This window comes from Rhizobium sp. AAP43 (assembly GCF_001296045.1).
GTDB lineage: Bacteria > Pseudomonadota > Alphaproteobacteria > Rhizobiales > Rhizobiaceae > Allorhizobium.
In genome coordinates, this window is the sequence record NZ_LJHS01000044.1 from 1 (window position 1) to 25,342 (window position 25,342).

Here is a 25,342-nt window from a genome sequence, read left to right on the forward strand (position 1 = left end):
TTGACTGGAGGTCAATAATGAACATCAAGAGCCTTCTCATCGGCTCCGCTGCAGCTCTCGCTGTAGTTTCCGGCGCCCAGGCTGCCGACGCCATCGTTGCTGCCGAGCCTGAGCCCATGGAATACGTTCGCGTTTGCGACGCTTTCGGCACCGGCTACTTCTACATCCCCGGCACCGAGACCTGCCTCAAGATCGGCGGCGAAGTTCGCTTCTCTTACGACTGGGCCAAGGTTGACGACGCTGACTTCGGCGGCGACTTCCAGACCCGCGCTCGCGTTGTCTTCGAAGCCAAGAACGACTCGGAAATCGGCACGATCGGTTCCTACATCCGTCTGCAGGGCACCAGCGACTCGACTTTCTCGGGTGTTGACGCTGCCGGCGACGACGTAACCCTCGGCTCGCTTGCTACCCTCGACCAGGCGTACATCACGGTTGGCGGCTTTAAGGCCGGTTACTTCCTGACCTGGCTCGACGACGTTGGCACGGCTTCTGAAGGCGACGCCTTCATCACCGACGCCAAGTTCGATGCAGTGTCCTACACCTACGCAACCGACTCCTTCACCGTTGGTCTCGGCGTTGACGAGCTGTCGAACGAAGGCTTCGACGACCTCGGCGTACAGGGCTTCGCTTCTGCTTCGCTCGGCGCAGCCACGATCTCTGCTTGGGGCGCATACGACTTCGACGCTGAAGAAGGCCTCGTTGTTGGCGAAGTCTCGGCTGAAGTTGGCCCGGGCACGTTCGAACTCTACGCTGGTTACGCTTCTGGCGCATCGACCTACGCACAGGTTGCTGAGTGGACCGTTGGCGCAGCTTACGGCTTCAAGGCTACCGAAAAGCTCACCATCACCCCGTCGGCTAACTACTGGGGCGACGTTGGCTTCGACAGCAATGTCGACGCATGGGGCGTAGGCCTTCTGGCTGAATACCAGATCGCAACTGGCCTGAAGGCTGCTGCGACCGTCGACTACTTCGACGCCGACGACAGCTCGGAAGCTTGGACCGGCTTCGTCCGTCTGACTCGCTCGTTCTAATTCGATCTTAGGATCGGATAGGGAAAGCCCGGCGTTTAGCCGGGCTTTTTCCGTTTTAGCGCCTTAGAACCTGCGTCAGCATGGCCGATGCGTGGCCCGCTCAGGCGGTAAGAAACGCCGCGATCTGCTTGGGGAGCGGTGCGAGGTGCAGGATCGGTGCATGGCCTTGGCCCTCGGCCTGGATGACAACGAGATCCGGTTTGCGGGCAGCCATGGCCTGCACGGTCTGATGTGACAGAAGCTGCGAGTTTTCTCCGCGGATCACCATCAGTGGCTTTTTCGCAAGACCTTCATAAGCCTCCCAGAGTGTGGGTAAGGGCGCATTGAGGTCGATCGCACTGATTTGCGCAGCGATGGCCGGGTCGTAATCGGATGATAGCCCGCCATCCTGTTTCCGGAACAGGGCCGCCGCCATGTCTCGCCAATCCTGATCTGACAGCCGCGGAAATTCCACGCCATAGACCTGGCGCAGTGCGGCGACTGCCTCATCGACTGTGCCCGGGGTCTCTCGGGCTGCCAGTTGGGTCTGGATCGTCCGGAGTCCGTCCGCTTCCAGCACCGGGCCAATGTCGTTGAGCACGGCCCGGTCGATCCGCTCTGGATGTGTCATCGCGAGCATGTGCAGGATCAGGCCGCCGCGCGAGGTGCCGATAAAGGCGGCTTGGTTCAGCGAAAGCGCGTCCATCACCGCGATAACATCGCTGGCTTCCACCGGTACCGTATAACGGGTCGGGTCCGGATCACGATCCGATCGCCCCCGTCCGCGCGACGAGATCGAAATGACCTGACGTCCATGCGGGGAGGCGGCGAGAATATGGGCAAGCCCGTCAAAATCGAGAAGGTTGCGGGTCAGACCTGGCAGACACACAACCGGGGTCCCGCCATTGGACACACCATAAAGCCGAAGATGCAGGCGCAAACTGTCCGGACCCGTGATGAAGCGATCCTCGACATCCACCATGCAGGCCATCTCCCCTCTGTGATACCGATTGCTGACAGCATTCGAAACCGGATAGGGACAATGCTAGTGCAATTCCAGCAAGACTGCGAAGCGATTTTGCCGGCGCAGATGGCGGAAGATTGGAAGGCGACAGAACTTCATTCAGCGCCCGAAGCGCAGATCGTGCACGATGTCGGTCTTCTGGCCAAGCCTTGTCTTGTAGACCTGATAGTTCTCCATGACCCGCTGCACATAGTTGCGCGTCTCGGGGAAGGGAATGCGCTCGATCCAGTCGACGACCTCGTCGATTGACTTCCCGCGCGGGTCGCCATAACGGCCAATCCATTCCGGCACTTTGCGCGGGCCTGCATTATAGGCAATGAAGGTCAGGATATAGGAGCCGCCAAAGGCGTCGATCTGCTCGCCGAGATAATGGGCGCCAAGCGTGGCGTTGAAGCCGGCATCGCGTGTCAGTTTTTCCGGCGCATAGGCAATGCCGTGGCGTTTTGCGACGCCACGCGCCGTGCCCGGCATCAGCTGCAGAAGCCCTTGTGCATTGGCTGGCGACACGGCCCCGGGATTGAACGAGCTTTCCTGCCGCGCAATCGCATAGGCAAGCGCCTTGCCGGAGCCGGCAATATCCGCAGCATCTGGAATGACACCGACCGGGAAGGCAAGCGCCGGCACATCGATCCCTCGGCCATAAGCCGTCTTGCCGATCTGCAGCGCCAGATGATGGCCGCCTTCGGATTTTTCCGCCCGCGCCGCCAGAAGCGCAAGTTCCCCCGGACTATCAAGCTGTTCGGCCAGCATCTTGTAAAGTCCCTGCGCGCGCCGGCCATGCCCCGCCGCCTCGTAACGTTCGATGGCACGCACCGCTTCGCGACCGGCAAAGCGCTCGCGTTCGGTGTTGCTTGGCGCCGGATAGGGGATGGTCAGGCCGGACGCGCCGCGGCGAGCGGCCGCGAGCTGTCCATAAAATGTGCTGGCATGACGCGCAGCCTGGGCAAATTGAGTGTCGGCCCGCGCCTTGTCGCCGGCTGCTTCCGCCGTACGGCCGAGCCAGTAATAGGCACGCGACTGAGAAAGCGGGCGGTCAGATGCCGCAAGGATCCGCTCGAAGTGAGGCCGAGCCAGCGTCGGGTTATGAAGCGATCGCAGCGCATACCAGCCGGCATGGAACTCGGCATCGACAATATCTGCGGGATCGGTCGCAACATGATTGGCGACGATCTGATAGGCCTCGCGCGCTTTCCCGAGATCGGCAAGCCCCCGGGCAATGATCCGCTGTTCGTTCCACCAGGCGCCCGCATCGACCAGCCGCTCGCGTTCCCTCGGCATGCGGGCAAAGAGTGTCGCGGCTTCTTCGTATTTCTGCTGCTTGCGCAGGTTTTCGATGCGTATAAAGAGAGCCGCAGGCTCCTTGGCCCATGCGGCCTCAAGCTTGCCGATCAGGTCGCCGGCATTGGCCGATCCCGCAATCAGCGCGGCCCAGGCCGTGTACAGTGGGTCTGCTTCCGCAAGTGCAGCAAAGCGTTTCGCCTGGCTGGCGCGGTCCTTGTAAAGCAGGCGCTCCATGCGCAGGCGGTGATCGGCCTTGTCCAGCATGCCGCCGAAATCGGCCAAAATCCGGTCTTCCCAGAAGGTTTCGAGCACTTCATCATGCCAGAGATGCTGGATAATGCGCTTGGCCGCGGCCGCATTGCCGGTATCGGCATGGGCACGGGCCAGCAGCAGCTGCCCCTCGGTCGTTTCCGGCGCCGTCGTTCCGAAGGCAGACAGGACTAGGCTTGCCGAAGGCTTCGCCTTGAAAAGCGCGCGCTCGGAATTCGAGCGAAACGTCTTGGCACCGGGCCAGCCCTCAAGCTCGCGGCTCGCCGCTGCAATCTCTTCCGCGGCAATCTCCGGCAGGCCGGACATGGCAATCGACCAGGTCAGCATGTGCCGATCCAGCCCGCTGGCCATCCGGTTGCGGATGGCAACCGCACCCGCCCCATCTCTGGCGGAAAGCGCATCCAGCCCCGCCTTCAGATCCGGATTGACGGCGGGAAGCCGGTTCGTTCGCGGAATGGTGCCGGTGGTCTCGGCAGACGGCAGGTCAAATGAGGGCGGCATGGCCTTGGTTGGCGCAAATCCCAGCGGCTTGCTCAGTGGCACGGGCACATCCTCTGGCAAGGATGGCATGTCCGACAATGCTCGCGCGACGTCCAGCGCACCCGAGGCGAGAACGCCACAGCTGACGATGGAAGCGAACAGGACGGCTCTTTTCATCCACACACCCGAAATTTGCGACCATATTGCCAATAGGCGGGTCTAAAGGTTAACGAAATCTTGTCGAACCCGGAAAAGGCGGCCTGGCCAATCCTTGCGGATTCCGTCACAAAACCGTTGAACATGCGCTTGTCGCACCAAAAGCTGCGAAGTAATGTGCAGCCGATTTAATTCAGGAATGCGGCCGAAGCGTGAATGTCGGCCCGTGGGAGTTCATTGCATGTTCCAGGGATCCATTCCCGCACTCGTCACGCCCTTCACCGATACGGGGGCCGTCGACGAGCAAGCCTTTCTCGCCCATGTCGAATGGCAGATCGCGGAAGGCTCCACCGGCCTGGTCCCGGTCGGCACCACGGGCGAATCCCCGACGCTGTCGCATGCCGAACACAAAAGAGTCGTCGAGCTCTGTGTTCAGGCGGCGGCCAAGCGCGTACCCGTCATTGCCGGTGCCGGCTCCAACAACACGGTGGAAGCCATCGAGCTTGCCCAGCACGCCGAAGCTGTCGGCGCAGACGCGCTGCTCGTCGTCACTCCCTATTATAACAAGCCGACCCAGAAGGGCCTGTTCGCCCACTACAAGGCGATTGCCGAGGCAACGGTCCTCCCGATCATCATCTACAACATCCCCGGCCGCTCGGTGATCGACATGACGCCAGAAACCATGGGCGCGCTGGCCAAAGCCCACAAGAACATTGTCGGCGTGAAGGATGCGACCGGCAAGATCGAGCGCGTCTCCGAACAGCGCATCACCTGCGGCACGGATTTCGTCCAGCTCTCGGGCGAAGATGCGACCGCACTCGGCTTCAACGCCCATGGCGGCGTCGGCTGCATTTCCGTCACCGCCAATGTCGCCCCGCGCCTCTGTGCAGACTTCCAGGCCGCAACGAGGGCCGGCGATTTTGTGAAAGCGCTTGAACTGCAAGACCGCCTGATGCCGCTGCACAAGGCCATCTTCATCGAGCCCGGCCTTTGCGGCGCAAAATACGCGCTCAACCGCCTCGGCCGCATGAACCGCAATGTCCGCCTGCCGCTGATGGCAACGCTTGAACCGGCAACGGAAGCTGCGATTGACGCGGCCATGGTCCATGCGGGACTGATGAATTGAGGGAATGACAAAAGGCCGGCGGAGACGCCGGCCTTTTTTGGGGTGGGTGTTGTTCCAAGATAGATATACTCAGATCTTGCAGACTGTTCTTTGCAATTTGTTGCTCTCAGAGCACCTGTTCACTTAGTTGGTCTAGAAATGCTAAATTTTGCTTTAGCAAGGTCAATTTCAGAAATGGTCGGACGTCATAGTAGCGCAAGCCCGCCAGTTGCAGTCCGTCTATGAACTGCAATTGAGCCTCCAACGTCGCTCTGTTTTGAGAGGCAAGTTCCTCCCAATCTGAAGATATAAATGCTTCGAATTCTGCTTCGGTTTTAGCTACGGCGCCAATTTTCTCCTCCCGCGTTTTGATAGCGTCTAGTAGAATGGTAACCTCATCCATCGGATAGCCATCCGGTCCTAATTGATTTGGAAAATTTGCCGGCGCTCGCGTGCTTATTGTGTGCTCGATTTCTTGAAGCATTTTTAGGATACGCTCACCTTTGAGTAGAGCTTCTTCAAAGCTCTCGCAATCGCGCACATTAGGATGTCCAATCGTACCTATTCCAATTTCATGAACCAGCTCATTTCTTTCAACAAAGAGTTGGTCTAGCAGTTGGCCGATCGAAAGGTCGTCAACTGCCCGGTTTAGTATGGCCGATAGCGCGTCCTTATGTATCCCGAGCGACTCGAATACACGACTGATTGCTGCGACATATTTCTCTTTAGAAGATATACCGGTAGAGCTTGCGATAAGGTGGGGGATGGTGAGTCCCTCAGCAACCATCTGGGCTAACTTGTCGTTGCTGATTGCTTGTTTGATATCATCACTGCGGATAACTCCCGGAGAAAAACAATACATATCGTATAGTCGAGATTTCGCGTGCCACTCCAGGCAGGTGACAAAGCCCACTCGATAATATGCAGTGAACTCAAACGAGCTTGGTGCGAAGCGCTGCTTTAACTGAGGCTCGAGCACCGTGCGAACGGAACGGATGTCTTCCAATAGGCTTTCAAGCCTAGCGATGGCCGACCAAGCTGTGAAGGTTGACACCTCGACAGCTATATAACGTTTTGCGAATTCGATTTGCGGAAGTGCTTGCTTCGACATGTGAGCCCCTGATGGTAAGCAGTGGGGTGGGCGATTGTCTTTCACGTTCTGGCTACATGATGACATGCGAGTGCCGGATTCGGGAAGACTGATCGCCTCCAGTGAGAACGAGCATAGCGTGTTCTAAGTGGGTATTGCGCATCAATGACCACAATGTTCCAATCACACCCCCACCTTTATTTCCCCCCTCATCCTCCATTACATATCCACGACAACAGCCACGCCCCGCCCGCGTATGGCGAAGACCACGACAAAACCACGGGCGAAACGGAAGATTTGACCATCACCCGCTGTGGTCATTCCTGCCCAACGTGACCGATGCGTGCTACAAGTGGCTGCGCGGCTCAAGACCGGTAAATCGCCTCCTCCTCGGCGACAAGCAAACACTCCGCGTGATCCGGCAGAACACGAATTGCCTTTATTCGCCTTCCATCCTCAGTTAACAGCTTCAGCTCGACACCAAGCGAGCGAAGACATGCCGTTGCGCTGGATCGGGATGTAATGAATGAGGGAAAAATTGCGCCTGCGGTTATCCATCATCTTCCCGGCATGTTCTGTTCTGGTTGCCCTGGGCTATCTGCAGCAGCTTTCTGAGTTGTCAGGGGGCGGACAGAGCCCTCGTCTCGGGTATTTTTTCCTTGTCGCGGCAACCGCCGGTGCCGTTGCGATTGCGCCCCTTGTGCCGTTCGTCCTGGCCACCGTTTTCAGCTGCACTGCCTTGCGTCTGCCCCGGCTTCTCGCTGTTGTCTTGGCGATCTTTGTCGGACTGTATGGGCTGATCCTAACGATGGGCGGTGCCATTTTTGCGGGCGGTGGCGCCACGATGGTGTTGCTTCACGGGGCGACGCTGACCTTGGCAGTTTCAGCGTCGGTGCTTCTGATTGCGCGGCATGGTCCTGGCACAGTGTTCCGCCGGCTGTCGTTCACACTATTCATGATCCCCACATGTGCAGCCATGTGGTCTCTGGCGACCGTGCCGATTGCCGTCTGGCGTTCGAACTCGATTGCACTCGGTGAGCCTATGTGCGTGGCGGAACATCATGACGGGAGCTATTCCCCCGTGTCATGGTCCTCTCAAAGGGCCTTCTCGCTCTACACAACCCGGACAGGCTACAAAAATGCAGACGCGTGGTACTTCCATCGCATTCTGCAGGTGAAGCGAACCTCAGGTTTCGAAGTTTTCAATTGGTCTTTCGCCACGATGAACTTCGAGCCGATCATGGCGCCTGAGAGGTATCTCGTCAAAATCGTTGGCGTCTGCGTTCCTCGCAAGGACTTCTGGTCCTCAGTTGCGGTCCTCTGATCTATCGACCGTTCTCCCCCCACCTTTATTTCCCCCCCATCCTCCATTACATATCCATGACAACAGCCACGCCCCGCCCGCGTATGGCGAAGACCACGACAAAATACCGGGCGAAACGGAAGACAAGACCATGGCCCCCAAAGGCTCGCAGCGCACCGTCAACAAGATCGTCGCGGAAAACCGCAAGGCGCGGTTCAACTACGAGATCATCGACACCTATGAGGCAGGCCTTGTGCTGACCGGCACGGAGGTCAAGTCGCTGCGCGAGGGCAAGGCCAATATTGCCGAATCCTATGCCTCGGATGAGGGCGAGGAGATCTGGCTGATCAATTCGCATCTGCCGGAATATCTGCAGGCCAACCGCTTCAATCACGAGCCGCGCCGCCGCCGCAAGCTGCTTCTGTCCAAGCGCGAGATCAACCGCCTGCGCGTTTCGATCAATCGCGAGGGCATGACGCTCGTGCCGCTCAAGATCTATTTCAACGAGAAGGGCAGGGCGAAGCTGGAGCTGGCGCTCGCCAAGGGCAAGAAGCTGCATGACAAGCGCGAGACCGAGAAGGAACGCGACTGGAACCGCCAGAAGCAGCGCCTGATGAAGACGGGTTGATCCCATGGCGCTCACCCATCTGAAGGTCACCGTCGGCCCCTTCATCTTCGAAGCCCGGTTCGAGCTGGAAAAGGCGCCCGAGACCTGCCGTATCTTCGAAACCTTCCTGCCGTTCCGCAACCAGGCGATCCATTCGCGCTGGTCGGGCGAGGCGGTCTGGGTGCCGCTCGGCGATTTCCAGTTCGGTGCCGGCTTTGAAAACCACACCGCCCATCCCTCGCGCGGCGACATTCTGCTGTATCCCGGCGGCTTCAGTGAGACGGAGTTGCTGTTTGCTTATGGCAGCTCGCAATTTGCCAGCAAGATGGGCGTGCTCGCCGGCAATCACTTTCTGACGGTCGTGAAGGGTGCGGAGCAGCTGGAGGCCATGGGCAAGATGATCTTGTGGCAGGGCGCGCAGGATATCGCTTTCGAGGCGATGTAAGTAAAGAAAGTCCCCTCCCAAACCCTCCCCACAAGGGGGAGGGCTTAACTCGGCCTCGCTGTCTCCGCCTCCGCTAAGCGGACGTCGATTGTAGGTGGAGCAGGGAAGCCGCGTGTCCTCTCCACACGATGAGGTGCCGGCAAACCGCTTGCTATATCGACAAAGGTGTACGCGACGCGAAAGCCCCTCCCCCTTGTGGGGAGGGGGTGGGGAGGGGATTTTTGTGACCTGAAATCGGAGGGCGAGCCCTCAGTGCTCGTCTTCGCTCACCGTCGCAGGCTCGGCGACGCGGGGTGCGCCGCGTTCGCTCGGGTCGCGGCCGATTTCCGCCTTCAGCGTCATCAGGTCGATGAAATGGTCGGACTGGCGGCGCAGGTCGTCTGCGATCATCGGCGGCTGGGTCGACATGGTCGAGACCACCGAAACCTTGCGGCCCTTGCGCTGCAGGGCTTCGACCAGCGTCGTGAAATCGCCGTCGCCGGAAAACAGCACCAGATGGTCGACCGTTTCGGACTGTTCCATGGCGTCGATCGCCAGCTCGATGTCCATATTGCCCTTGACCTTGCGGCGGCCCATGGAGTCCGTGAACTCCTTGGCAGGCTTGGTCACTACCTTGTAGCCGTTATAGTCAAGCCAGTCGATCAGCGGACGGATGGACGAATATTCCTGATCTTCGATCAGCGCCGTGTAGTAATAGGCGCGGAGCAGATAGCCGCGCTTCTGGAATGCCTTCAAAAGCTTGCGATAGTCGATATCGAAGCCGAGGCTCTTGGAAGCGGCATAGAGATTGGCGCCGTCAATAAAGAGAGCGATTTTTTCGCGTGGGTCGAACATCCCCGATATCCTTAAATCCAATAGAGGCAATATGGCTAAAGGCAATGAAAAACAAGACGTTGCCCCTCCACTTATGAACACTCCTGTAAATTATGAAGTGATCATATAATGACTATTTAGTGTGCTACCCGGGGTATTCCAAGCAGCTTGTGGTTGAAACCGGTTGTATCCGTGATCTTTTTGGGGTCAACAGGACCGTGAGAGGCGGGCGAGCACGAAAAACTTGAATTTCCTGTCCATTGATTGTATCGCAACCCTCAATTCCATACATTCACGACCGTAAAGGACAGGCTATGGCCCGCGTCACCGTTGAAGATTGCATCGACAAAGTCGAAAACCGCTTTGAGCTCGTGCTGCTCGCCAGCCATCGCGCTCGGCAGATTTCGCAAGGGGCGCCGATCACCATCGATCGCGACAAGGACAAGAACCCGGTCGTGGCGCTGCGCGAAATCGCTGACGAGACCCTGTCGCCGGATGATCTGAAGGAAGACCTCATCCATTCGCTGCAGAAGCACGTCGAAGTCGACGAGCCGGAGCAGGAGCCGAGCTCGATGCTCGCCAATACCGGTACGGCCGGCAAGGGCGACGAAGAGGACGAACTGCCCGAGACGCTCACCTTCGACCAGATGTCGGAAGAAGATCTTCTGGCTGGCATCGAAGGGCTTGTGCCGCCAGAAAAGAGCGACGATTACTAATCGTCAACCGGTCGGACGTAAGTCTGTCGGGAGCAGTTGGATTGTGTGCGCCAGTCATGTCGGCTGGCGCGCTTTTCGTTTCCGGGGGACGCTTGAATGATGCGGCAATACGAGCTTGTTGAGCGGGTTCAGAAGTACAAGCCCGACGCCAACGAAGCTCTCCTCAACAAGGCCTATGTCTATGCCATGCAGAAGCACGGCAAGCAGACGCGCGCCAGCGGAGACCCCTATATCTCCCATCCGCTTGAGGTTGCCGCCATCCTCACCGACATGCATCTGGATGAGTCCACGATAGCCGTCGCACTCCTGCATGACACGATCGAGGACACCTCTGCGACCCGCGCCGAGATCGACGAACTGTTCGGTGAAGACATCGGTCGCCTCGTCGAGGGACTGACAAAGATCAAGAAACTCGATCTCGTCACCAAGAAGGCCAAGCAGGCGGAAAACCTGCGCAAGCTCTTGCTCGCCATCTCCGACGACGTCCGTGTGCTCCTGGTGAAGCTCGCCGATCGCCTGCACAATATGCGTACCCTTGAGCATATGCGCGACGACAAGCGCGCCCGCATCTCCGAGGAGACGATGGACATCTATGCGCCGCTCGCCGGCCGCATGGGTATGCAGGATATGCGCGACGAACTGGAAGACCTGTCTTTCCGCTACATGAACCCCGAAGCCTATGAGACGGTGACCGACCGCCTGTCGGAACTTTCGACCCGCAACGAGGGGCTGATTACCAAGATCGAGGACGAGTTGCGCGACCTTCTCGTCGCCAACGGCCTTCTCAACACCTCCGTCAAGGGACGGCAGAAGAAGCCTTATTCCGTCTTCCGGAAAATGCAGTCGAAGTCGCTCTCCTTCGAGCAGCTTTCCGATGTCTATGGTTTCCGCATTCTCGTCGATGACATCCCGGGCTGCTACCGGGCGCTTGGCATCGTGCACACGCGCTGGCGCGTCGTGCCGGGGCGCTTCAAGGATTACATCTCGACGCCGAAGCAGAACGACTACCGCTCGATCCACACCACGATCGTTGGTCCGTCGCGCCAGCGAATCGAACTGCAGATTCGCACGCGCCGCATGCATGACATCGCCGAATTCGGCATCGCCGCCCACAGTCTCTACAAGGACGGGGAGGGCGGCGAGGCTGGCGAGCTTCTGTCGCGCGAGAGCAACGCCTATTCATGGCTGCGCCACACGATCGAGGCGCTGGCCGAGGGCGACAACCCGGAAGAATTCCTGGAGCACACCAAGCTTGAGCTGTTCCAGGATCAGGTCTTCTGTTTCACGCCCAAGGGCAAGCTGATCGCGCTGCCGCGCGGTGCGACGCCGATCGACTTTGCCTATGCCGTGCACACCAATGTCGGCGATACCTGCGTCGGCGCCAAGATCAACGGCTCGATCATGCCGCTGGTCACCCGCCTGTCGAACGGTGACGAGGTGGAGATCATCCGCTCCGGCATTCAGGTGCCTCCGGCGGCCTGGGAGGAGATCGTCGTCACCGGAAAAGCCCGCTCTGCCATCCGTCGCGCCACCCGCATGGCGATCCGCAAGCAATATGCCGGCCTTGGCCAGCGCATTCTCGAGCGTACATTCGAGCGCGCCGGCAAGGTGTTCTCGCGGGAAGTGCTGAAGCCGGTCCTGCATCGGCTGGGCCAGCGCGAGGTCGAGGATGCGATTGCCTCTGTCGGACGTGGTGAGACCTCCTCGCTCGACGTCTTGCGTGCCGTCTATCCAGACTATCAGGATGAGCGGGTCACGGTGAAACCATCCTCGGACGAGGGCTGGTTTGCCATGAACAGCGCCAATGGCATGGTCTTCAAGATCCCGGGAGCGGCCCACCCCAAGGGTATCGTGCCGACCGCCGGCGACGGGCCGGAGCCTCTGCCGATCCGCGGCATGTCTGGCAATTCAGAGGTGCATTTCTCCCCGGCCGGCGCCGTGCCGGGCGATCGCATCGTCGGCATCGTGCAGGATGGAAAGGGAATCACCATCTATCCGATCCAGGCCTCGGCCCTTCAGCGGTTCGAAAACGAGCCGGAGCGCTGGATCGATGTGCGCTGGGATCTCGACGAGGCGAACAAGTCGCGTTTTGTCGCCCGCATCCTGATCAATGCGCTGAACGAGCCGGGCACACTGGCGACGGTGGCGCAGTGCGTCGCTCGCCTCGACATCAATATCCGGATGCTCAACATGATCCGCGTGGCGACCGATTTTACCGAGATGGGGCTTGATCTGGAGGTCTGGGACCTGCGGCAGCTCAATCAGATGATTGGCGAGTTGAAGCAGCTCGACTGCATTTCGACGGTCAAGCGCGTCTACGATTAAGCACTTTGGATGTTGCGGCGTTGGTGCGCCGCAGCATCTGGCGCATGAATGTCCAGTTGGACGTAAAAAGCCTGCTTTTTCAGCACAGAATTGCCCAAATAGTAAACCTTGGTTAGCTCGTCATGCGCTCGACGCATGGCTGATGCGGGTATTTGGCGCTGGTGCCGTGTGCGTCGCAACATTATGTTCAGCTCAACAAATGAAGACAGCAAAACGAGGACTGAACAATGTTTACTCCGATCCGCAGATTTGCCCGTGCCCTCCGCGTTCCCAGCGTTGCAGAGCGTGAAATGATGTACCTCAACGGTGCGCGTGACATGGTCGATCTGGAATACCGCCAGCGCGAAATCGATCGTGGCCTCTTCCGTCGCGGCTGATCACGGCCCGGCGGACAGAGTTTGATGGATGGAACGCCGGCCTTTGCCGGCGTTTTGCGTTTTCGGTGGCATCGAACCGATGGCCCAGACTTGCAGGACCCATGGTCGATCCATTACATGATCACCATGCTGTTTCGTCGTCGCACACGCTTGCCGCTCAAGGCCAAGCTGCAAGAGCTGTTCTGGCCGAGGAAAGGCTTTTCCCGGCCGTTTCACTATGTCCGCCGACGCGTCCTGCGACTGACAGCCACGCCACATGCGGTGGCTGCAGGCTTCGCAGCCGGCATCGCCATTTCCTGGACGCCCTTCATCGGCCTGCACTTCCTGCTCGCCTTCGCCGTTGCCTATCTCCTGGCTGGGAACCTGATCGCTGCTGCCCTGGGGACGGCCTTTGGCAATCCGCTGACCTTTCCCTTCATCTGGGCAGTCACCTGGGAAGTTGGTCATCACATTCTTGGCGGTGAGACGTCGGGCGGTGGCAGGGTCGATCTCGAAAGCCTGTTCACGACTGTTGGGGCCGCAAAGCTCTGGGAGCCGCTGCTGAAGCCGATGCTGGTCGGTGCTGTACCGCTTGCGATTGTCTCCGGCATCATCATTTATCCGGTAACCTACAAAATGGTTGCGACGTTTCAGCGCCGCAGGCGCGAGCGTCTGGCAGACCGCGCCCGCGCGCACATGGCCCATGCCTTTGAAGAGCAGAGTATTTGAATGATTATCGGTATCGGCAGCGACCTCATCGACATCCGCCGGGTGGAAAAGTCCATCGAGCGCTTTGGTGCGCGTTTCACCGCCCGCTGTTTTACAGAGGCCGAGCAGGCGCGCTCCGAAGGCCGCAAGGACCGGGCAGCCTCCTATGCCAAGCGCTTCGCTGCCAAGGAGGCGACTGCCAAGGCACTCGGCACGGGCATCGCGCGTGGTGTCTTCTGGGCGGAGATGGGGGTGGTCAATCAGCCATCCGGCTCGCCGACCATGGAGTTGACCGGGCGTGCCGCGGAGCTTCTTGCCACGCTCCTGCCGCAAGGGCATGTCCCTTACGTCCACCTGACGATCACCGATGAATATCCCTATGCCCAGGCTTTCGTCGTGATCGAAGCCCGTCCGGTCGCGCAGCCGTGACCTGACGCCGGCCGAAAGCTTGGCTTCACGGTTGCCGCAGCCACGCGAACGGACTAGAGAGAGCAGGATTTTCGCAAGAAGGAACCGATCCGCGTGAGCGAAGAAAAGACACAAAGCGCCCTTTGGGAAAACATCAAGGTCATCATTCAGGCTCTTCTGCTGGCGGTCGTTATCCGAACCGTTTTCTTCCAGCCCTTTACGATTCCCTCCGGATCGATGATGCCGACGCTCTTGGTTGGCGACTACATCTTCGTCAACAAGTTCTCCTACGGCTATTCGAAGTATTCTCTGCCGTTTTCGCCGGACCTGTTCGAAGGTCGCGTCTTTGGCAGCGAACCGGAGCGTGGCGACATCGCCGTCTTCCGCTTCCCGCCCAATCCGAGCATTGATTACATCAAGCGCGTCATCGGTCTTCCGGGTGATCGTATCCAGGTGGTCAACGGCATTCTGAACGTCAATGGCAAGCCGGTCCCCAAGGTCGAGGACGGCGTCTTTACCTCGGACTACCGCATGGATCCGGGTACCGACGTGCCCGTCTTTCGCGAAACGCTCGACAATGGTGTAAGCTTCGACACGCTCGACCAGGCGCAGAATACCCGTGGCGACAACACCCGCGAATTCGTCGTGCCCGCCGGCCATTATTTCATGATGGGCGACAACCGGGACAATTCGCTCGACAGCCGCTTCGACGTCGGTTTCGTGCCTGCCGAAAATCTTGTCGGCAAGGCCTCGCTGATCTTCTTCTCGCTCGGTAACGACATCTCGTTCCGCGAAGTCTGGAAGTGGCCGGCCAACATGCGTTGGGATCGTCTGTTCAAGGTTGTCGAATGAACCGGAAAAAGGGCCTCAGCGAAGAGCAGTGGTCTATGATGGAGGACGCGGTCGGCCACAAGTTTGCCGATCGCGACCGTCTGGCCCGCGCGCTGACCCATGCAAGCGTGCAGTCGTCGAAAAGCGGTGGCGACTATGAAAGGCTGGAGTTTCTCGGCGACCGCGTCCTCGGGTTCTGCATTGCTGAACTTCTCTTCACCACCTTCCGCAATGCGACGGAGGGGGAGTTGTCGGTCCGCTTCAATCAGCTGGTCAGTGCCGAAGCCTGCGCGTCCGTTGCTGATGAGATGCAGCTCCATCGGTTTATCCGCACCGGTGCCGACGTTAAGGCGATCACGGCCAAGAACATGCTCAACGTTCGCGCCGATGTCGTCGAAAGCCTGATTGCGGCGATCTATCTCGATGCCGGCCTCGAAGCCGCGCGCAGCTTCATCCTGCGATACTGGACGGAGCGTGCCAAGCGCGCAGAGGGTGCTCGGCGTGATGCCAAGACCGAATTGCAGGAATGGACGCATGCCAAGTTTGGTGTGCCGCCCACATACAAGGTTGCCGATCGCTCCGGACCGGATCATGATCCCCGCTTCACGGTGATCGTCGAGATCCCCGGCATCCAGCCGGAGACCGGCATAGACCGATCCAAGCGGGCCGCCGAACAGGTAGCCGCCACAAAGATACTCGAACGCGAAGGCGTCTGGGCCAAAGCCTCGAACGCCAACTGATTGGATGCTATGACCGAAACAGAGACCCCGGACGGCGGCGAAGCCATCGTCAACACCCCGACCCGATCCGGCTTCGTTGCCCTGATCGGCCCGACCAATGCTGGCAAGTCGACCCTCGTCAACCGCTTCGTCGGTGCCAAGGTGTCAATCGTCAGCCACAAGGTGCAGACGACGCGCGCCGTCATGCGCGGCATTGCGATACACAAGAACGCCCAGATCGTCTTCATGGATACGCCCGGCATCTTCAAGCCGCGCCGCAAGCTCGACCGTGCCATGGTCACTTCGGCTTGGGGTGGGGCAAAGGATGCCGATATCATCCTGTTGCTGATCGACAGCGAACGAGGCCTGCGCGGCGACGCCGAAGCGATTCTGGAAGCGCTGAAGGATGTGCCGCAGCCGAAGATCCTGGTCTTGAACAAGATCGACCGCGTCGAGCGGGAAGCGCTGCTGAAGCTGGCAACCACCGCCAACGAGGCCGTCAAGTTCGACCGCACCTTCATGATTTCCGCGACAACGGGCTCTGGTTGCGACGATATCATGGATTATCTGGCGGACACCTTCCCGGAAGGTCCATGGTATTATCCGGAAGACCAGATTTCCGATCTGCCGATGCGCCAGCTGGCGGCCGAAATCACCCGGGAGAAGCTGTTCCTGCGCCTGCATCAGGAGCTTCCCTATTCTTCGCATGTCGAGACGGAGAAGTGGGAAGAGCGAAAGGACGGCTCCGTCCGGATCGAGCAGGTCATCTATGTCGAGCGCGACAGCCAGAAGAAGATCGTGCTCGGCAAGAACGGCGATGCGATCAAGGCCATCTCGACCGCATCACGCAAGGAGATGTCGGAGATCCTCGAGCAGACGGTTCATCTCTTCCTGTTCGTCAAGGTGCGCGAAAACTGGGGCAATGACCCGGAACGCTTCCGCGAAATGGGTCTTGAATTCCCGCGCGACTGATGATCGTCAGCCGCGTTGGCCTTTTGGCGTGATGCGGCTGGCAACGAAACTGGAGATCTGCGGCCCGATCAAAATGATGATGATCAGCCGCATGGTCTGCAGGGCCATGACAAAGGACATGTCGACATCGGTCGTCGCCGCAATGATTGCGATCGAATCGAGACCGCCCGGGCTGGTCGCTAGATAGGCCGTCAGCGGGTCGATACCCATGACCCGCCACAACAGAAATGCAAGCCCCCCACAGAAGGTCATCAGCACCAGGATGGAGCCGACGATCTGGGGCAGGGCGCTCGCCGCATGGCGCAGAATGCGCCGGGTGAAGGTCAGGCCCACCCGCCAGCCGATAATGCCGTAGGCAAGTGCAAGCAGCCAGGCCGGCAGGTTGAGCGTAATATATCCTAGGACATGTAGGATCGTGGTGGCCGCCAGCGGCAACAGCATCGTGCCGGCCGGGATCTTCAGCCGCGCGCCCACGGATGCCGCAAGCACTGCGACGATGAGCGTGAAGCCGAGATCAAGCCAGTCTGTTTCCGGAAACCAGACCGTCTCCCGCGCCACGCCGCCTTCAATGTTGAAAACGAAGGCTGCCATCATTGCTGCACCCGTCGCGACGAACACCACCCGCAAATACTGCATGAAGGCGACGAGCCGCGCATCGGCCCCATGCGCTTCGGCCATCAGCACCATGGCGGAGGCCGCGCCCGCAGATGTCCCCCAGACGGCCGTCGTGCCTGGCAGGATATCTGCCCGGGCAATTAGATAGCCAAGAAGACTGCTTGCGGAGACCACGGCGATCACGATGGCGAGGAAGACAGGCCAGTCGAGCGCGACGGCTTTCAGCGTCTCGACATCGAGCGCGCGCGCGATGATGCAGCCGAGAAGCGAATGCGCGAAGATGTAGGGATAGCGATGCACGGAAAGTCGCGCACCATTGGTCGCCACAAGGATTGCTGACGCCATAGGCCCGATCAGCAGCGCGCCTGGAATCTGGGCAAAATGGAGCAAGGCTGAAATGGCCACCGAGATAACGAGCAGAATCACCCAACGCAGCTGTGAGGGAAGGGAGGTCAGCAGACCCGGAGGCGGGGTGGCAGGCTGTTCGGCCGAAGGCGTGACCAAAGGCATGAGAGGGGACGTGCCCTGGGGCTTTGATTCCATGCGCTCGTCTTCAGCCATGACCGTCTGCGTCTTTCGTCTGAGGCCGTGCGTTTCGAAAACACTGGACGCTGGCGGCATTTGATCGAATAAATGAGATCGCCCTCACAAAACGAGTTTTATGAGAATGACCTCGCATAAGTCAAGTTCACCGACACAGCCAATCGCCAAGGAGCCGAAGCGCAAGCGGGGCATTGCCCGTGTCGCGAAACTGCTTGATGCCGGCGCGGCCGTCTTTGCGGAGCAGGGCTACAAGGCCGCAACCATGACCGAGATAGCTGCTCGCGCCGGCGCGCCGATCGGTTCGCTTTACCAGTTCTTCCCCAACAAGGATGTTCTGGCCGATGCCCTTGTGGCCCGTTACGGCGAGCATGTGGAGGCAGCCCTTGAGCGGATCCGGGCGGAGGCGGATCAGCTGGACGGACAGCGCCTCGCCGATCGCTTGCTCGACGTTCTGGTGTCGCATTCAGCCGAGCGCAGCCTCGCCCTCAGTCTTCTCGATGCGCGCTGGGAGCAACCCGGTGTTCGCCCTGGCGTGCTGCGCGAGAGCCTGCGCCGCGAGATTGCGAAGATCTTGCTGACCTGGCGTCCTGGTTGGACAGAGGAGAAGGCTCAGCCTGTCGCTATTGTCCTCCTTCAGGCCATGAAGTCGCTGGCGCAACTGCATGAAGAAAAACGATATCCGTCCAAGAACGAGGCGCTTGAGCAGTGGCGCGGCTGGGTTCGCCACTATCTCGTCCGGTTGGGGGAGCCCGCGTAACGGGCTGTCGTTTCCAGGCGATTTCAGGTAGACTCCATTCCATGCAATGGACCGATGAAGCAATTCTGCTCGGTGTGCGGCGACATGGCGAAACCAGCGTCATCGCCGAAATGATGACCCGTGAGCGTGGCCGCCATCTGGGCATGGTGCGTTCTGGTCGGTCGCGCAACATGCAGCCGGTGCTGCAGCCGGGCAACCGGCTGGAAGTCACTTGGCGTGCCCGCCTCGACGAGCATATCGGGGAATACCGTGTAGAGCCGCTCGTCTTGCGCGCAGGGCGGCTGATGGAGAGTGCAACGGCAGTCTATGGCGTGCAGGCGCTCGCCGCCCTCCTGCGCCTGCTGCCGGAGCGCGATCCGCATCCGCATCTGTTCGAAGCGCTGGATGTCATTCTGGATCACCTTCAGGAACCGGCAACGGCGGGTGAGCTCTTCGTCCGCTTCGAGCTGGCGCTGTTGAATGATCTCGGTTTTGGGCTGGACCTGGAAGAATGCGCAGCCACTGGCTTGCGCGATGATCTGGCCTTCGTGTCCCCGAAATCGGGTCGCGCAGTCAGTCGCGATGCAGGGGCGCCCTGGGCTGACAAGATGCTCGCCTTGCCCGGTTTTCTTGCGCCGGGCACGCGGCGTGGTGCCGATCCGGAAAGCCTCATAGAGGCGTTCAAGCTAACGGCTTTCTTCCTTGATCGACATGTTTACGTGCCGCGCGGGCTGGAACCGGGCGCGGCACGCGAAGGCTTCTGTCAGGCGGCGTTGAAGACGCTGCGTGCCTCGTTGGACGCCACATCATTGGCTGCACCCAGAAACACAGCCTGATCTTCCTCGGCTGATTTCGATACATGCTCGTGAATGGCGGCCTGCAGGTCGCGGACGCTGTCATAGCTGCCACCATCGAGATCGATGACGGGGTATTTGACGGCGATGAACTTGATCCGGTTGCCATCGGGAACAGTGATGCCGACCGGAACACCGGCATATTCAATAACTTGCTTTTTCATAACGTAATTCCCCGCCCGTACGGTTTGCGCACGGAGCTTCAGATAATGCCGATTGTTGATGTCAGAGCTTGTTCAGCGTCACATTCGACAGGCGTGGCAGTAATGGCGCTTCGCCATCACCAGGCGCGGGGCAGACGGCCAGGATCGGGCGGCATTTTGAAATACGATTTGCATTTCGCTGTCCTCCATCTTTGGCTGTGGTCACGCTTTCTTGCGACCATTGAAAGGTTGTGTGCCGGTAATCTCAACTAGCTGCCACAAGGTAGGTGTCAGATGCGAATCCGTCAACGGGGTGTCCGCAAAAAATAAAATAATTTTCTGTGACAGTCGTTGTGCGGCGCATCATGCGGAATAAAGATCCGGCATGAGTGAATTGTCGAAAAATAATCTCAGTTTGGGCCAAATTATGCCGGGCTGGGGGCGGGACGGGCCACGGCGGCCTCCCGGATCGGCCAATGCACGGTAGCCGCGAAGAGGCCAAGCGCCACACCCAGCCACCAGACCTGGTCGTAGCTGCCGAGGCGGTCGTAGAGAAAACCGCCGAGCCAGACGCCGAGGAAGGAGCCGATCTGGTGCGACAGGAAGACCAGTCCACCAAGAAGGCCAAGATGGCGTGTGCCGAACATCACGGCCACGAGTCCATTGGTTGGCGGCACGGTCGACAGCCAGAGAAGGCCCATGACGGCGGCGAAGATGACGACGGACAGTGGTGTCTGCGGCAGCAGCAGAAACAGTGTCACGATGATCGAGCGGCCGATATAGATCAGCGCCAGGAAATAGGCTTTCGAGTACCGCTGGCCGATATAGCCAGCGGCAAGCGAACCTATGATGTTGAAGAAACCGATCAGCGCCATGGCAATCACCGCATAACGCGGCTCAATGCCGATATCCCCGAGATAGGCAGGGAAATGCGCCGTGATGAAAGCCACCTGGAAGCCGCAGACGAAGAAGCCGGTGGTCAGCAGCAGGTAGCTTCTGTGTGTCAGCGCTTCCTTCAGGGCGTCAAGCACCGTCTGTTGATATTGGTTGCCCGACTGCGTGCCCGACTGCGCATTGCCGCGCAGCGGAAAGGCGAGCAGGGGGATGACAAGCATCATTACGGCGAGGATGACGAGACTGTCCGACCAGCCATAAGTGGAAATGAAGCCCTGGCTGAGCGGCGCAAAGAGAAACATGCCGGCAGAACCCGCAGCCGTGCCGATACCAAACGCCATGGAGCGCTGTTCTGGTGTCACATTGCGGGCGAAAGCCGAGAGTATGACGCTGAATGAGCCGGCGCCGATGGCCGTGCCGACCAGCACGCCGCCGCCGATATGCAGCCAGATCGGGGCCGTCGCATTGGCCATCATCACGAGGCCGGCCGCGTAGAGCACACCGGAACTCGCCAGCACACGCCCGGTGCCATACTTGTCAGCCAGTGCGCCGAAGAAGGGCTGGCTCAGGCCCCAGAACAGGTTCTGAAAAGCCATGGCAAGTCCGAATGTGGAGCGATCCCAGCCGCGATCGGCGAGCATTGGCAGTTGGAAGAAGCCCATGGCAGAGCGCGGCCCGAAGGTCATCACTGCGATCAGCGATCCGGCGAGGATGATCAGCCAGGGCATGGCAGGACGGCTGGCGGCTTTGGTCATGGGACTCTCCTGTGTCGCGCAGACCATAGATCACGATTGCCACGACGAAAAACGCCTTTTGATGAAGCCCTCATCAGTAGAATTGATAGGCGTCAGGTGGTCCGGCGGGCGCGTGTTCAGCGCTGCTTGATCGCCCAGACCTCGCGTTCTCCTGTAACTGTCACGCTGTCGCCGACCTGAACTGTGCCTTCGCCGCGCGGTACGGCATTCCAGCCGAACAAAGGGCCGGGAACACGTCGGTCGGCCGACATGCGGATCCGGCCCATGGCCGGCATCGGATTGGCGCCATCGCGTGAGCCGTTCTTCTGGTCCTGCGTTGTCATGATGCAGCGCGGGCATGGCTTGACGAAGTCGAACTGAATGCCGCCGATCTCGATGCCAGCCCAACGATCTTCCGCCCAGGGCGCGTCGCAGTCGAGCACGATATTGGGCCGGAACCTGTTCATGCCGACTGCGCCTTCGCCATGCTGCTCCATGTCCGCATTGAGGGCCGCGAGCGAGCCGGTCGTGGTAACGAGGATCTGATAGCCATCGGCAAATCCCATCGGTGTTCCCTGGCCCGCCCATTCGGGGCTTGCTTCCCGCCGGCTTTCGCCATCGATGAACGCGAGCCGAACCGGCCGACCGAACCAGTCTGAGAGCTTGGCATTGACGCTGTCATCGGCCACGGCGGCATCGACGATCGACCTCCAGATGGCCACCTTTTGCCGATGGTCCGGTTGCGGCGGCGCCACCATCATCTCGCGGCCATCGTCTAGCTTTAGGGTGACATAGGCGGCACCGGGAATGGCGGTCAGCCCTGCAAGGGCCGGTAATTCGCGCTGGGTAATGAAGTGCCCGTCGGGATCGGTCAGCATCATCCGCCGGTCACCGGCAAGGCCCATGGCCTCGATGCGAGCCTTCGGCACAGCGATCCCGCGCGCACTCTTGAAGGGGTAGACGACGAGTTCGGTGATCTGCATGGCGTGCCTCAGATTTCATCGCGGAAAAGAGTGAGAAACTCGACCAGTCGACTGTGGCGCTCGGTGGCCAGTTTGCGGCCGGCCTCGGTCTGGAAACCGGCAGAAAGCTTGAGCAGCTTCGCCGGAAAATGGTCGATCGCATAACGCCGGTCGTCGAGCGACCGGTTGTCGGCATCCGGGTCACCGGCGTGATAGAGCGCCGATCCCATGCGGCCGGCGATGTAGAAGCAGCGTGCCACACCCACCATGCCGATCGCATCCAGCCTGTCGGCATCCTGGAGAATCTTCGCTTCAAGGCTTTTCGGAGGGATGCCCGCAGAATAGCTGTGCGTCAGGATCGCATGGGCGACGGCTGCAATCTGCATTCTTTCCCAGCCGAGGGCCGCGAGAATGCCGGATGCCTTGTCCGCCGCAAGCCGCGAAGCTTCCGCCCTTAGCGGCGAGTTCTTTTCGACTGCCACGCAATCATGCAACAGCACGGCGGCAGCGAGAACCGTACCATCGCCACCTTCCTCCGCGTGGATGCGCATGGCATTGCGAAAGACGCGGTGGATATGGGCGAGATCGTGCGAACCATCATCGCCTTCAGTGGCATGGGGCAGAAGATTGGCGGCAAGGCCCGCATGTGGCGCGAAGTCGGCCGCAGTCAGCTGATCGGTCACGATGTCTCCCTTGTCGGTCGGCCCACCCGCCGGGGCGCGCTTGGAAGGAGAGAGGTTTACGACGCTTTTCAGCGTCGTCCACCCGGAAAGTGCCAAACTGACAGCTTATCCCGCAGCGAAACCCAGGGCAGCATCCAAATCAGGAGCCGCTCGCCTTTCCTGGAAGAGCGAAGGCTATCAGGTAATCGCCACTTTCCTCCGAGAAGGGCGCACCACCGACAGACACAACCACATATTGCCGCCCTGTCTTCGGCGAGACATAGGTCATCGGCGTGGCGCTGGCGCTCACCGGCAGGGGGTATTGCCAGAGCATCGTCCCGTTCTCGGCGTCATAGGCGCGGATGTAATGATCCTGGAAACCTGCAAAGAACACCAGGCCGCCGGCGGTTGTCATGCTGCCGGCATAGGTCGGCAGGCCAAGCGGCATCGGCATGCTGAGCTTGAGGCGCAACGGTCCGAGCTCTTCTGCGGTGCCGGCTGGCACCTGCCAGGCGATCGTCTTCGTCGTGAGGTCTATGGCCGTAATCGTGCCGAAAGGCGGCTGGTTGCACGGCACGCCGATCGGCGATTCCCACATTTCGGTTTCCATGCCGTAAGGTGTGCCGAATTGCGGCGCGGGGCCATGGCCGGCCGCATCGCTGAACTGGTCGGCATACTCTGCACGGGAAATGAGCCTGAATACGCTTGGAACGCGGATATCGTTCAGGAACACGCGGTTGTTCGGGACGTCGACGGAAACACTGCCCCAGTTCATCCCGCCGAGATTGCCGGGTTGCTGCAGGGCGGGCTGAAGCCCGATCGGGGTGAAGTCCCCGTCGTAACGCAGCTTGCGGAAGGCGATCCGGCAGGCGAGCTGATCGAACATGGTCAGGCCCCAGGCCTTCTCTTCCGACAGTCTGTCCGCGCCAATCACCGGCATGTCGACCGAGTAAGGCTGTGTGGATGCCAGCTTTTCCTCAGGCGCAGCGCCCGATTGCGGCACCGGCCTTTCTTCGACGCGGCTGATCGCTTCGCCGGTCGCCCGGTCGAGCAGGAAAACCTGTCCGCGCTTGGTCGTCTGCAGCACGGCCGCAATCGTGCCACCCTTGCCGTCCGGCAGGTCGATCAGCGCAGGTTGTGACGGCAGGTCATAGTCCCAGATGTCATGATTGACCGTGCGGAACCTCCAGCGCTCCCGGCCGGTGGTCACGTCCAGCGCCACCAGCGTGGCATTGTAGGCGTCGGCATGCGCGGGCCGCTCGGCGCCGTAATAGTCGGGCGTCGCATTGCCGAGCGGCGCATAGATGAGGCCGAGCTTTTCGTCGAAGGCCGCGGTCGTCCACATATTGGGCGTTCCTCGGCTGTAGCTCTTGCCCTCGGGCGGCAATCGGGTGATCGAGGGATCTGCGAGATCCCAGGCCCATTCCAACTCGCCGGTGATGGCGTTGAACGCCCTGATGACGCCGGAGGGTTCGCCGGTTTCCTGATTGTCCTTCACCCAGCCGCCGATGATGATCCGGTCGCGGGCAACGAGCGGTGCCGATGTCTGGAAATAGTAGCCAGCCTTCAGCTCGCCCATGCCGACGGCGAGCGACACCGTACCGTTACTGCCGAAATCCGGGCAGGGCGTGCCGGTTTTGGTGTCGAGCGCCATCAGTCGAGCATCGATCGTCGTCATGATCAGGCGCTCGTGGCAGGGAGCGGCAGGCTCTGGCGCGGGGGCGGACATTTTGAAATAACCGAGACCCCGACAACGCTGCCACATCGGCGCTTCCGCCTTCGGATCAAAAGTCCAGCGCGGCGCGCCGCTATCGACATCGAGCGCCGCAACGACATTGCTGGGCGTGCAGGAATATAGCGTATCGCCGAGGAGAAGCGGTGTGTTCTGGTCAACGCCAACCGTCTTGCCGGTCCGATACGTCCAGGCGGGTTCAAGCTGCCCGACGGTATCGCGATTGATCTGGTCGAAGGTCGAATAGCGCAGGCCCGAGGTCGTCTTGCCATAGGACGTCCAGTCGCTTGGTCGATTGTCACCTGCGACTTGTCTGTAGGCGGTCGTCGCATCCGTCGGCCGGATCGCGCCATGTTCAGCGAAGGCGAGCGAAAGGATTGCCACGAGCGGCAGGGCCGTGGCCACCGCACCGGCAAGGCCGCTGCGCCTGCTGATGGTCGGGCAGAGACGCAAGCTGACCAGAAAGGCAAGGCAGGCGATGACGAGCGGCGAAAGCAGCCGGGGGAAAAGCGCCCAGAAGTCGAGACCCGCTTCCCAGATCGCCCAGGGCAGGGTGATGATCGCAACCGCCACGACAATCCTCAGGCCTGTGGCCCGACCTGAATAGAGAAGGATTGCCGCTGCGACATAGGCGATGCCGACCAGCGCGTAATAGGGGGAGCCCCCCAGGGCAATGAGCCAGGCCCCGCCAGCCAAAAGGCCCATTCCGGCCAGGAGGAGGACACCGCAAAGAAGACGACAGAACAAGGTCACGGCAGGGGCTCCGCAATCGAGGGGGCATGTCTGTGCTGATTGAGGAACGTGGCGCCGCCGAATACGGCGGTCTCTTCCGAGTTTCGAAACATGCT

25 protein-coding genes are annotated in these 25,342 nt (G+C 60.2%); 15 read left to right on the plus strand and 10 right to left on the minus strand.

Features of this window, described 5'->3' with window-relative positions; translation table 11 throughout:
* Positions 1-17 precede the first annotated feature (17 nt).
* Complete coding sequence (locus tag IP76_RS18755; RefSeq protein ID WP_054159770.1) at positions 18-1,031, plus strand: porin; 1,014 nt, start codon at positions 18-20, stop codon at positions 1,029-1,031.
* A 100-nt stretch (positions 1,032-1,131) separates the two neighbouring features.
* Here IP76_RS18755 and IP76_RS18760 read toward each other — a convergent pair whose 3' ends face one another.
* Both IP76_RS18760 and IP76_RS18765 read right to left on the minus strand, forming a co-directional pair.
* Positions 1,132-1,992: an alpha/beta fold hydrolase gene (locus IP76_RS18760; RefSeq protein ID WP_054159771.1), complete on the minus strand. Its 861-nt coding sequence runs from the start codon at positions 1,990-1,992 to the stop codon at positions 1,132-1,134.
* A 141-nt stretch (positions 1,993-2,133) separates the two neighbouring features.
* Complete coding sequence (locus IP76_RS18765; protein WP_054159772.1) at positions 2,134-4,242, minus strand: transglycosylase SLT domain-containing protein; 2,109 nt, start codon at positions 4,240-4,242, stop codon at positions 2,134-2,136.
* Between the two features lie 220 nt (positions 4,243-4,462).
* Here IP76_RS18765 and dapA point away from each other — a divergent pair, with 220 nt between their 5' ends.
* Positions 4,463-5,347 carry a 4-hydroxy-tetrahydrodipicolinate synthase gene (dapA, locus tag IP76_RS18770; RefSeq protein ID WP_054159773.1) on the plus strand — a complete coding sequence of 295 codons (885 nt, stop codon included), beginning with the start codon at positions 4,463-4,465 and terminating at the stop codon, positions 5,345-5,347.
* Between the two features lie 106 nt (positions 5,348-5,453).
* Here the strand turns inward: dapA and IP76_RS18775 are convergent, their stop codons facing one another.
* A complete protein-coding gene (locus IP76_RS18775) occupies positions 5,454-6,437 on the minus strand; it encodes a hypothetical protein (protein WP_054159774.1) in 984 nt (327 codons plus the stop codon).
* Positions 6,438-6,942: 505 nt separating this feature from the next.
* Between IP76_RS18775 and IP76_RS18780 the strand changes: the two genes are divergently transcribed.
* The 3 genes from IP76_RS18780 to IP76_RS18790 all read left to right on the plus strand — a co-directional run bounded on the left by IP76_RS18780 (position 6,943) and on the right by IP76_RS18790 (position 8,771).
* A complete protein-coding gene (locus IP76_RS18780; RefSeq protein ID WP_156318644.1) occupies positions 6,943-7,740 on the plus strand; it encodes a hypothetical protein in 798 nt (265 codons plus the stop codon).
* Between the two features lie 130 nt (positions 7,741-7,870).
* Positions 7,871-8,347 (plus strand): SsrA-binding protein SmpB, encoded by a 477-nt coding sequence (smpB, locus tag IP76_RS18785; RefSeq protein WP_054159776.1) that lies wholly within the window; start codon positions 7,871-7,873, stop codon positions 8,345-8,347.
* Positions 8,348-8,351: 4 nt separating this feature from the next.
* Positions 8,352-8,771, plus strand: coding sequence for a DUF3830 family protein (locus tag IP76_RS18790; protein ID WP_054159777.1), 420 nt, complete (start codon positions 8,352-8,354; stop codon positions 8,769-8,771).
* Positions 8,772-9,020: 249 nt separating this feature from the next.
* Here IP76_RS18790 and IP76_RS18795 read toward each other — a convergent pair whose 3' ends face one another.
* Entirely contained in the window at positions 9,021-9,605 is a 585-nt protein-coding gene (locus IP76_RS18795) for an NYN domain-containing protein (RefSeq protein ID WP_054159778.1), read from the minus strand.
* A gap of 293 nt (positions 9,606-9,898) precedes the next feature.
* On the opposite strand from IP76_RS18795, the gene rpoZ reads away from it, so the two are divergent.
* The 8 genes from rpoZ to era all read left to right on the plus strand — a co-directional run bounded on the left by rpoZ (position 9,899) and on the right by era (position 16,619).
* On the plus strand, positions 9,899-10,300 hold the full coding sequence (gene rpoZ / locus IP76_RS18800) for a DNA-directed RNA polymerase subunit omega (RefSeq protein WP_054159779.1): 402 nt from the start codon (positions 9,899-9,901) through the stop codon (positions 10,298-10,300).
* 96 nt (positions 10,301-10,396) lie between these two features.
* Entirely contained in the window at positions 10,397-12,625 is a 2,229-nt protein-coding gene (locus tag IP76_RS18805) for a bifunctional (p)ppGpp synthetase/guanosine-3',5'-bis(diphosphate) 3'-pyrophosphohydrolase (protein ID WP_054159780.1), read from the plus strand.
* Positions 12,626-12,852: 227 nt separating this feature from the next.
* Positions 12,853-13,002: a DUF3563 family protein gene (locus IP76_RS22910; protein ID WP_082352613.1), complete on the plus strand. Its 150-nt coding sequence runs from the start codon at positions 12,853-12,855 to the stop codon at positions 13,000-13,002.
* Between the two features lie 126 nt (positions 13,003-13,128).
* The gene (locus IP76_RS18810) at positions 13,129-13,710 is read left to right on the plus strand and encodes a DUF2062 domain-containing protein (protein ID WP_054159892.1); all 582 of its coding nucleotides are present in this window, start codon (positions 13,129-13,131) and stop codon (positions 13,708-13,710) included.
* The gene (acpS, locus tag IP76_RS18815) at positions 13,711-14,118 is read left to right on the plus strand and encodes a holo-ACP synthase (protein ID WP_054159781.1); all 408 of its coding nucleotides are present in this window, start codon (positions 13,711-13,713) and stop codon (positions 14,116-14,118) included.
* A 93-nt stretch (positions 14,119-14,211) separates the two neighbouring features.
* A complete protein-coding gene (gene lepB, locus IP76_RS18820) occupies positions 14,212-14,949 on the plus strand; it encodes a signal peptidase I (RefSeq protein ID WP_054159782.1) in 738 nt (245 codons plus the stop codon).
* Positions 14,946-15,668 (plus strand): ribonuclease III, encoded by a 723-nt coding sequence (gene rnc / locus IP76_RS18825; RefSeq protein ID WP_054159783.1) that lies wholly within the window; start codon positions 14,946-14,948, stop codon positions 15,666-15,668. The genes lepB and rnc overlap by 4 nt, the downstream gene beginning before the upstream one ends.
* A gap of 9 nt (positions 15,669-15,677) precedes the next feature.
* Positions 15,678-16,619 (plus strand): GTPase Era, encoded by a 942-nt coding sequence (gene era / locus IP76_RS18830; protein WP_054159784.1) that lies wholly within the window; start codon positions 15,678-15,680, stop codon positions 16,617-16,619.
* Positions 16,620-16,625: 6 nt separating this feature from the next.
* Here the strand turns inward: era and IP76_RS18835 are convergent, their stop codons facing one another.
* Positions 16,626-17,795 carry an AbrB family transcriptional regulator gene (locus IP76_RS18835; RefSeq protein WP_245281510.1) on the minus strand — a complete coding sequence of 390 codons (1,170 nt, stop codon included), beginning with the start codon at positions 17,793-17,795 and terminating at the stop codon, positions 16,626-16,628.
* 106 nt (positions 17,796-17,901) lie between these two features.
* Between IP76_RS18835 and IP76_RS18840 the strand changes: the two genes are divergently transcribed.
* Entirely contained in the window at positions 17,902-18,534 is a 633-nt protein-coding gene (locus IP76_RS18840; RefSeq protein ID WP_197278382.1) for a TetR/AcrR family transcriptional regulator, read from the plus strand.
* A gap of 41 nt (positions 18,535-18,575) precedes the next feature.
* Complete coding sequence (recO, locus tag IP76_RS18845; RefSeq protein ID WP_054159786.1) at positions 18,576-19,349, plus strand: DNA repair protein RecO; 774 nt, start codon at positions 18,576-18,578, stop codon at positions 19,347-19,349.
* Here the strand turns inward: recO and IP76_RS18850 are convergent.
* From IP76_RS18850 to IP76_RS18870, 5 genes are all read right to left on the minus strand, one after another.
* Entirely contained in the window at positions 19,277-19,531 is a 255-nt protein-coding gene (locus IP76_RS18850; RefSeq protein ID WP_054159787.1) for a hypothetical protein, read from the minus strand. The two genes, recO and IP76_RS18850, sit on opposite strands and share 73 nt — an antisense overlap.
* Positions 19,532-19,935: 404 nt before the next feature.
* Positions 19,936-21,159, minus strand: coding sequence for an MFS transporter (locus tag IP76_RS18855; protein WP_054159788.1), 1,224 nt, complete (start codon positions 21,157-21,159; stop codon positions 19,936-19,938).
* Between the two features lie 116 nt (positions 21,160-21,275).
* Positions 21,276-22,121, minus strand: coding sequence for an MOSC domain-containing protein (locus tag IP76_RS18860; RefSeq protein WP_054159789.1), 846 nt, complete (start codon positions 22,119-22,121; stop codon positions 21,276-21,278).
* A gap of 8 nt (positions 22,122-22,129) precedes the next feature.
* The gene (locus IP76_RS18865; RefSeq protein WP_082352624.1) at positions 22,130-22,783 is read right to left on the minus strand and encodes an HD domain-containing protein; all 654 of its coding nucleotides are present in this window, start codon (positions 22,781-22,783) and stop codon (positions 22,130-22,132) included.
* 139 nt (positions 22,784-22,922) lie between these two features.
* Positions 22,923-25,247, minus strand: coding sequence for a membrane-bound PQQ-dependent dehydrogenase, glucose/quinate/shikimate family (locus IP76_RS18870; RefSeq protein WP_306765495.1), 2,325 nt, complete (start codon positions 25,245-25,247; stop codon positions 22,923-22,925).
* Positions 25,248-25,342: the final 95 nt, after the last annotated feature.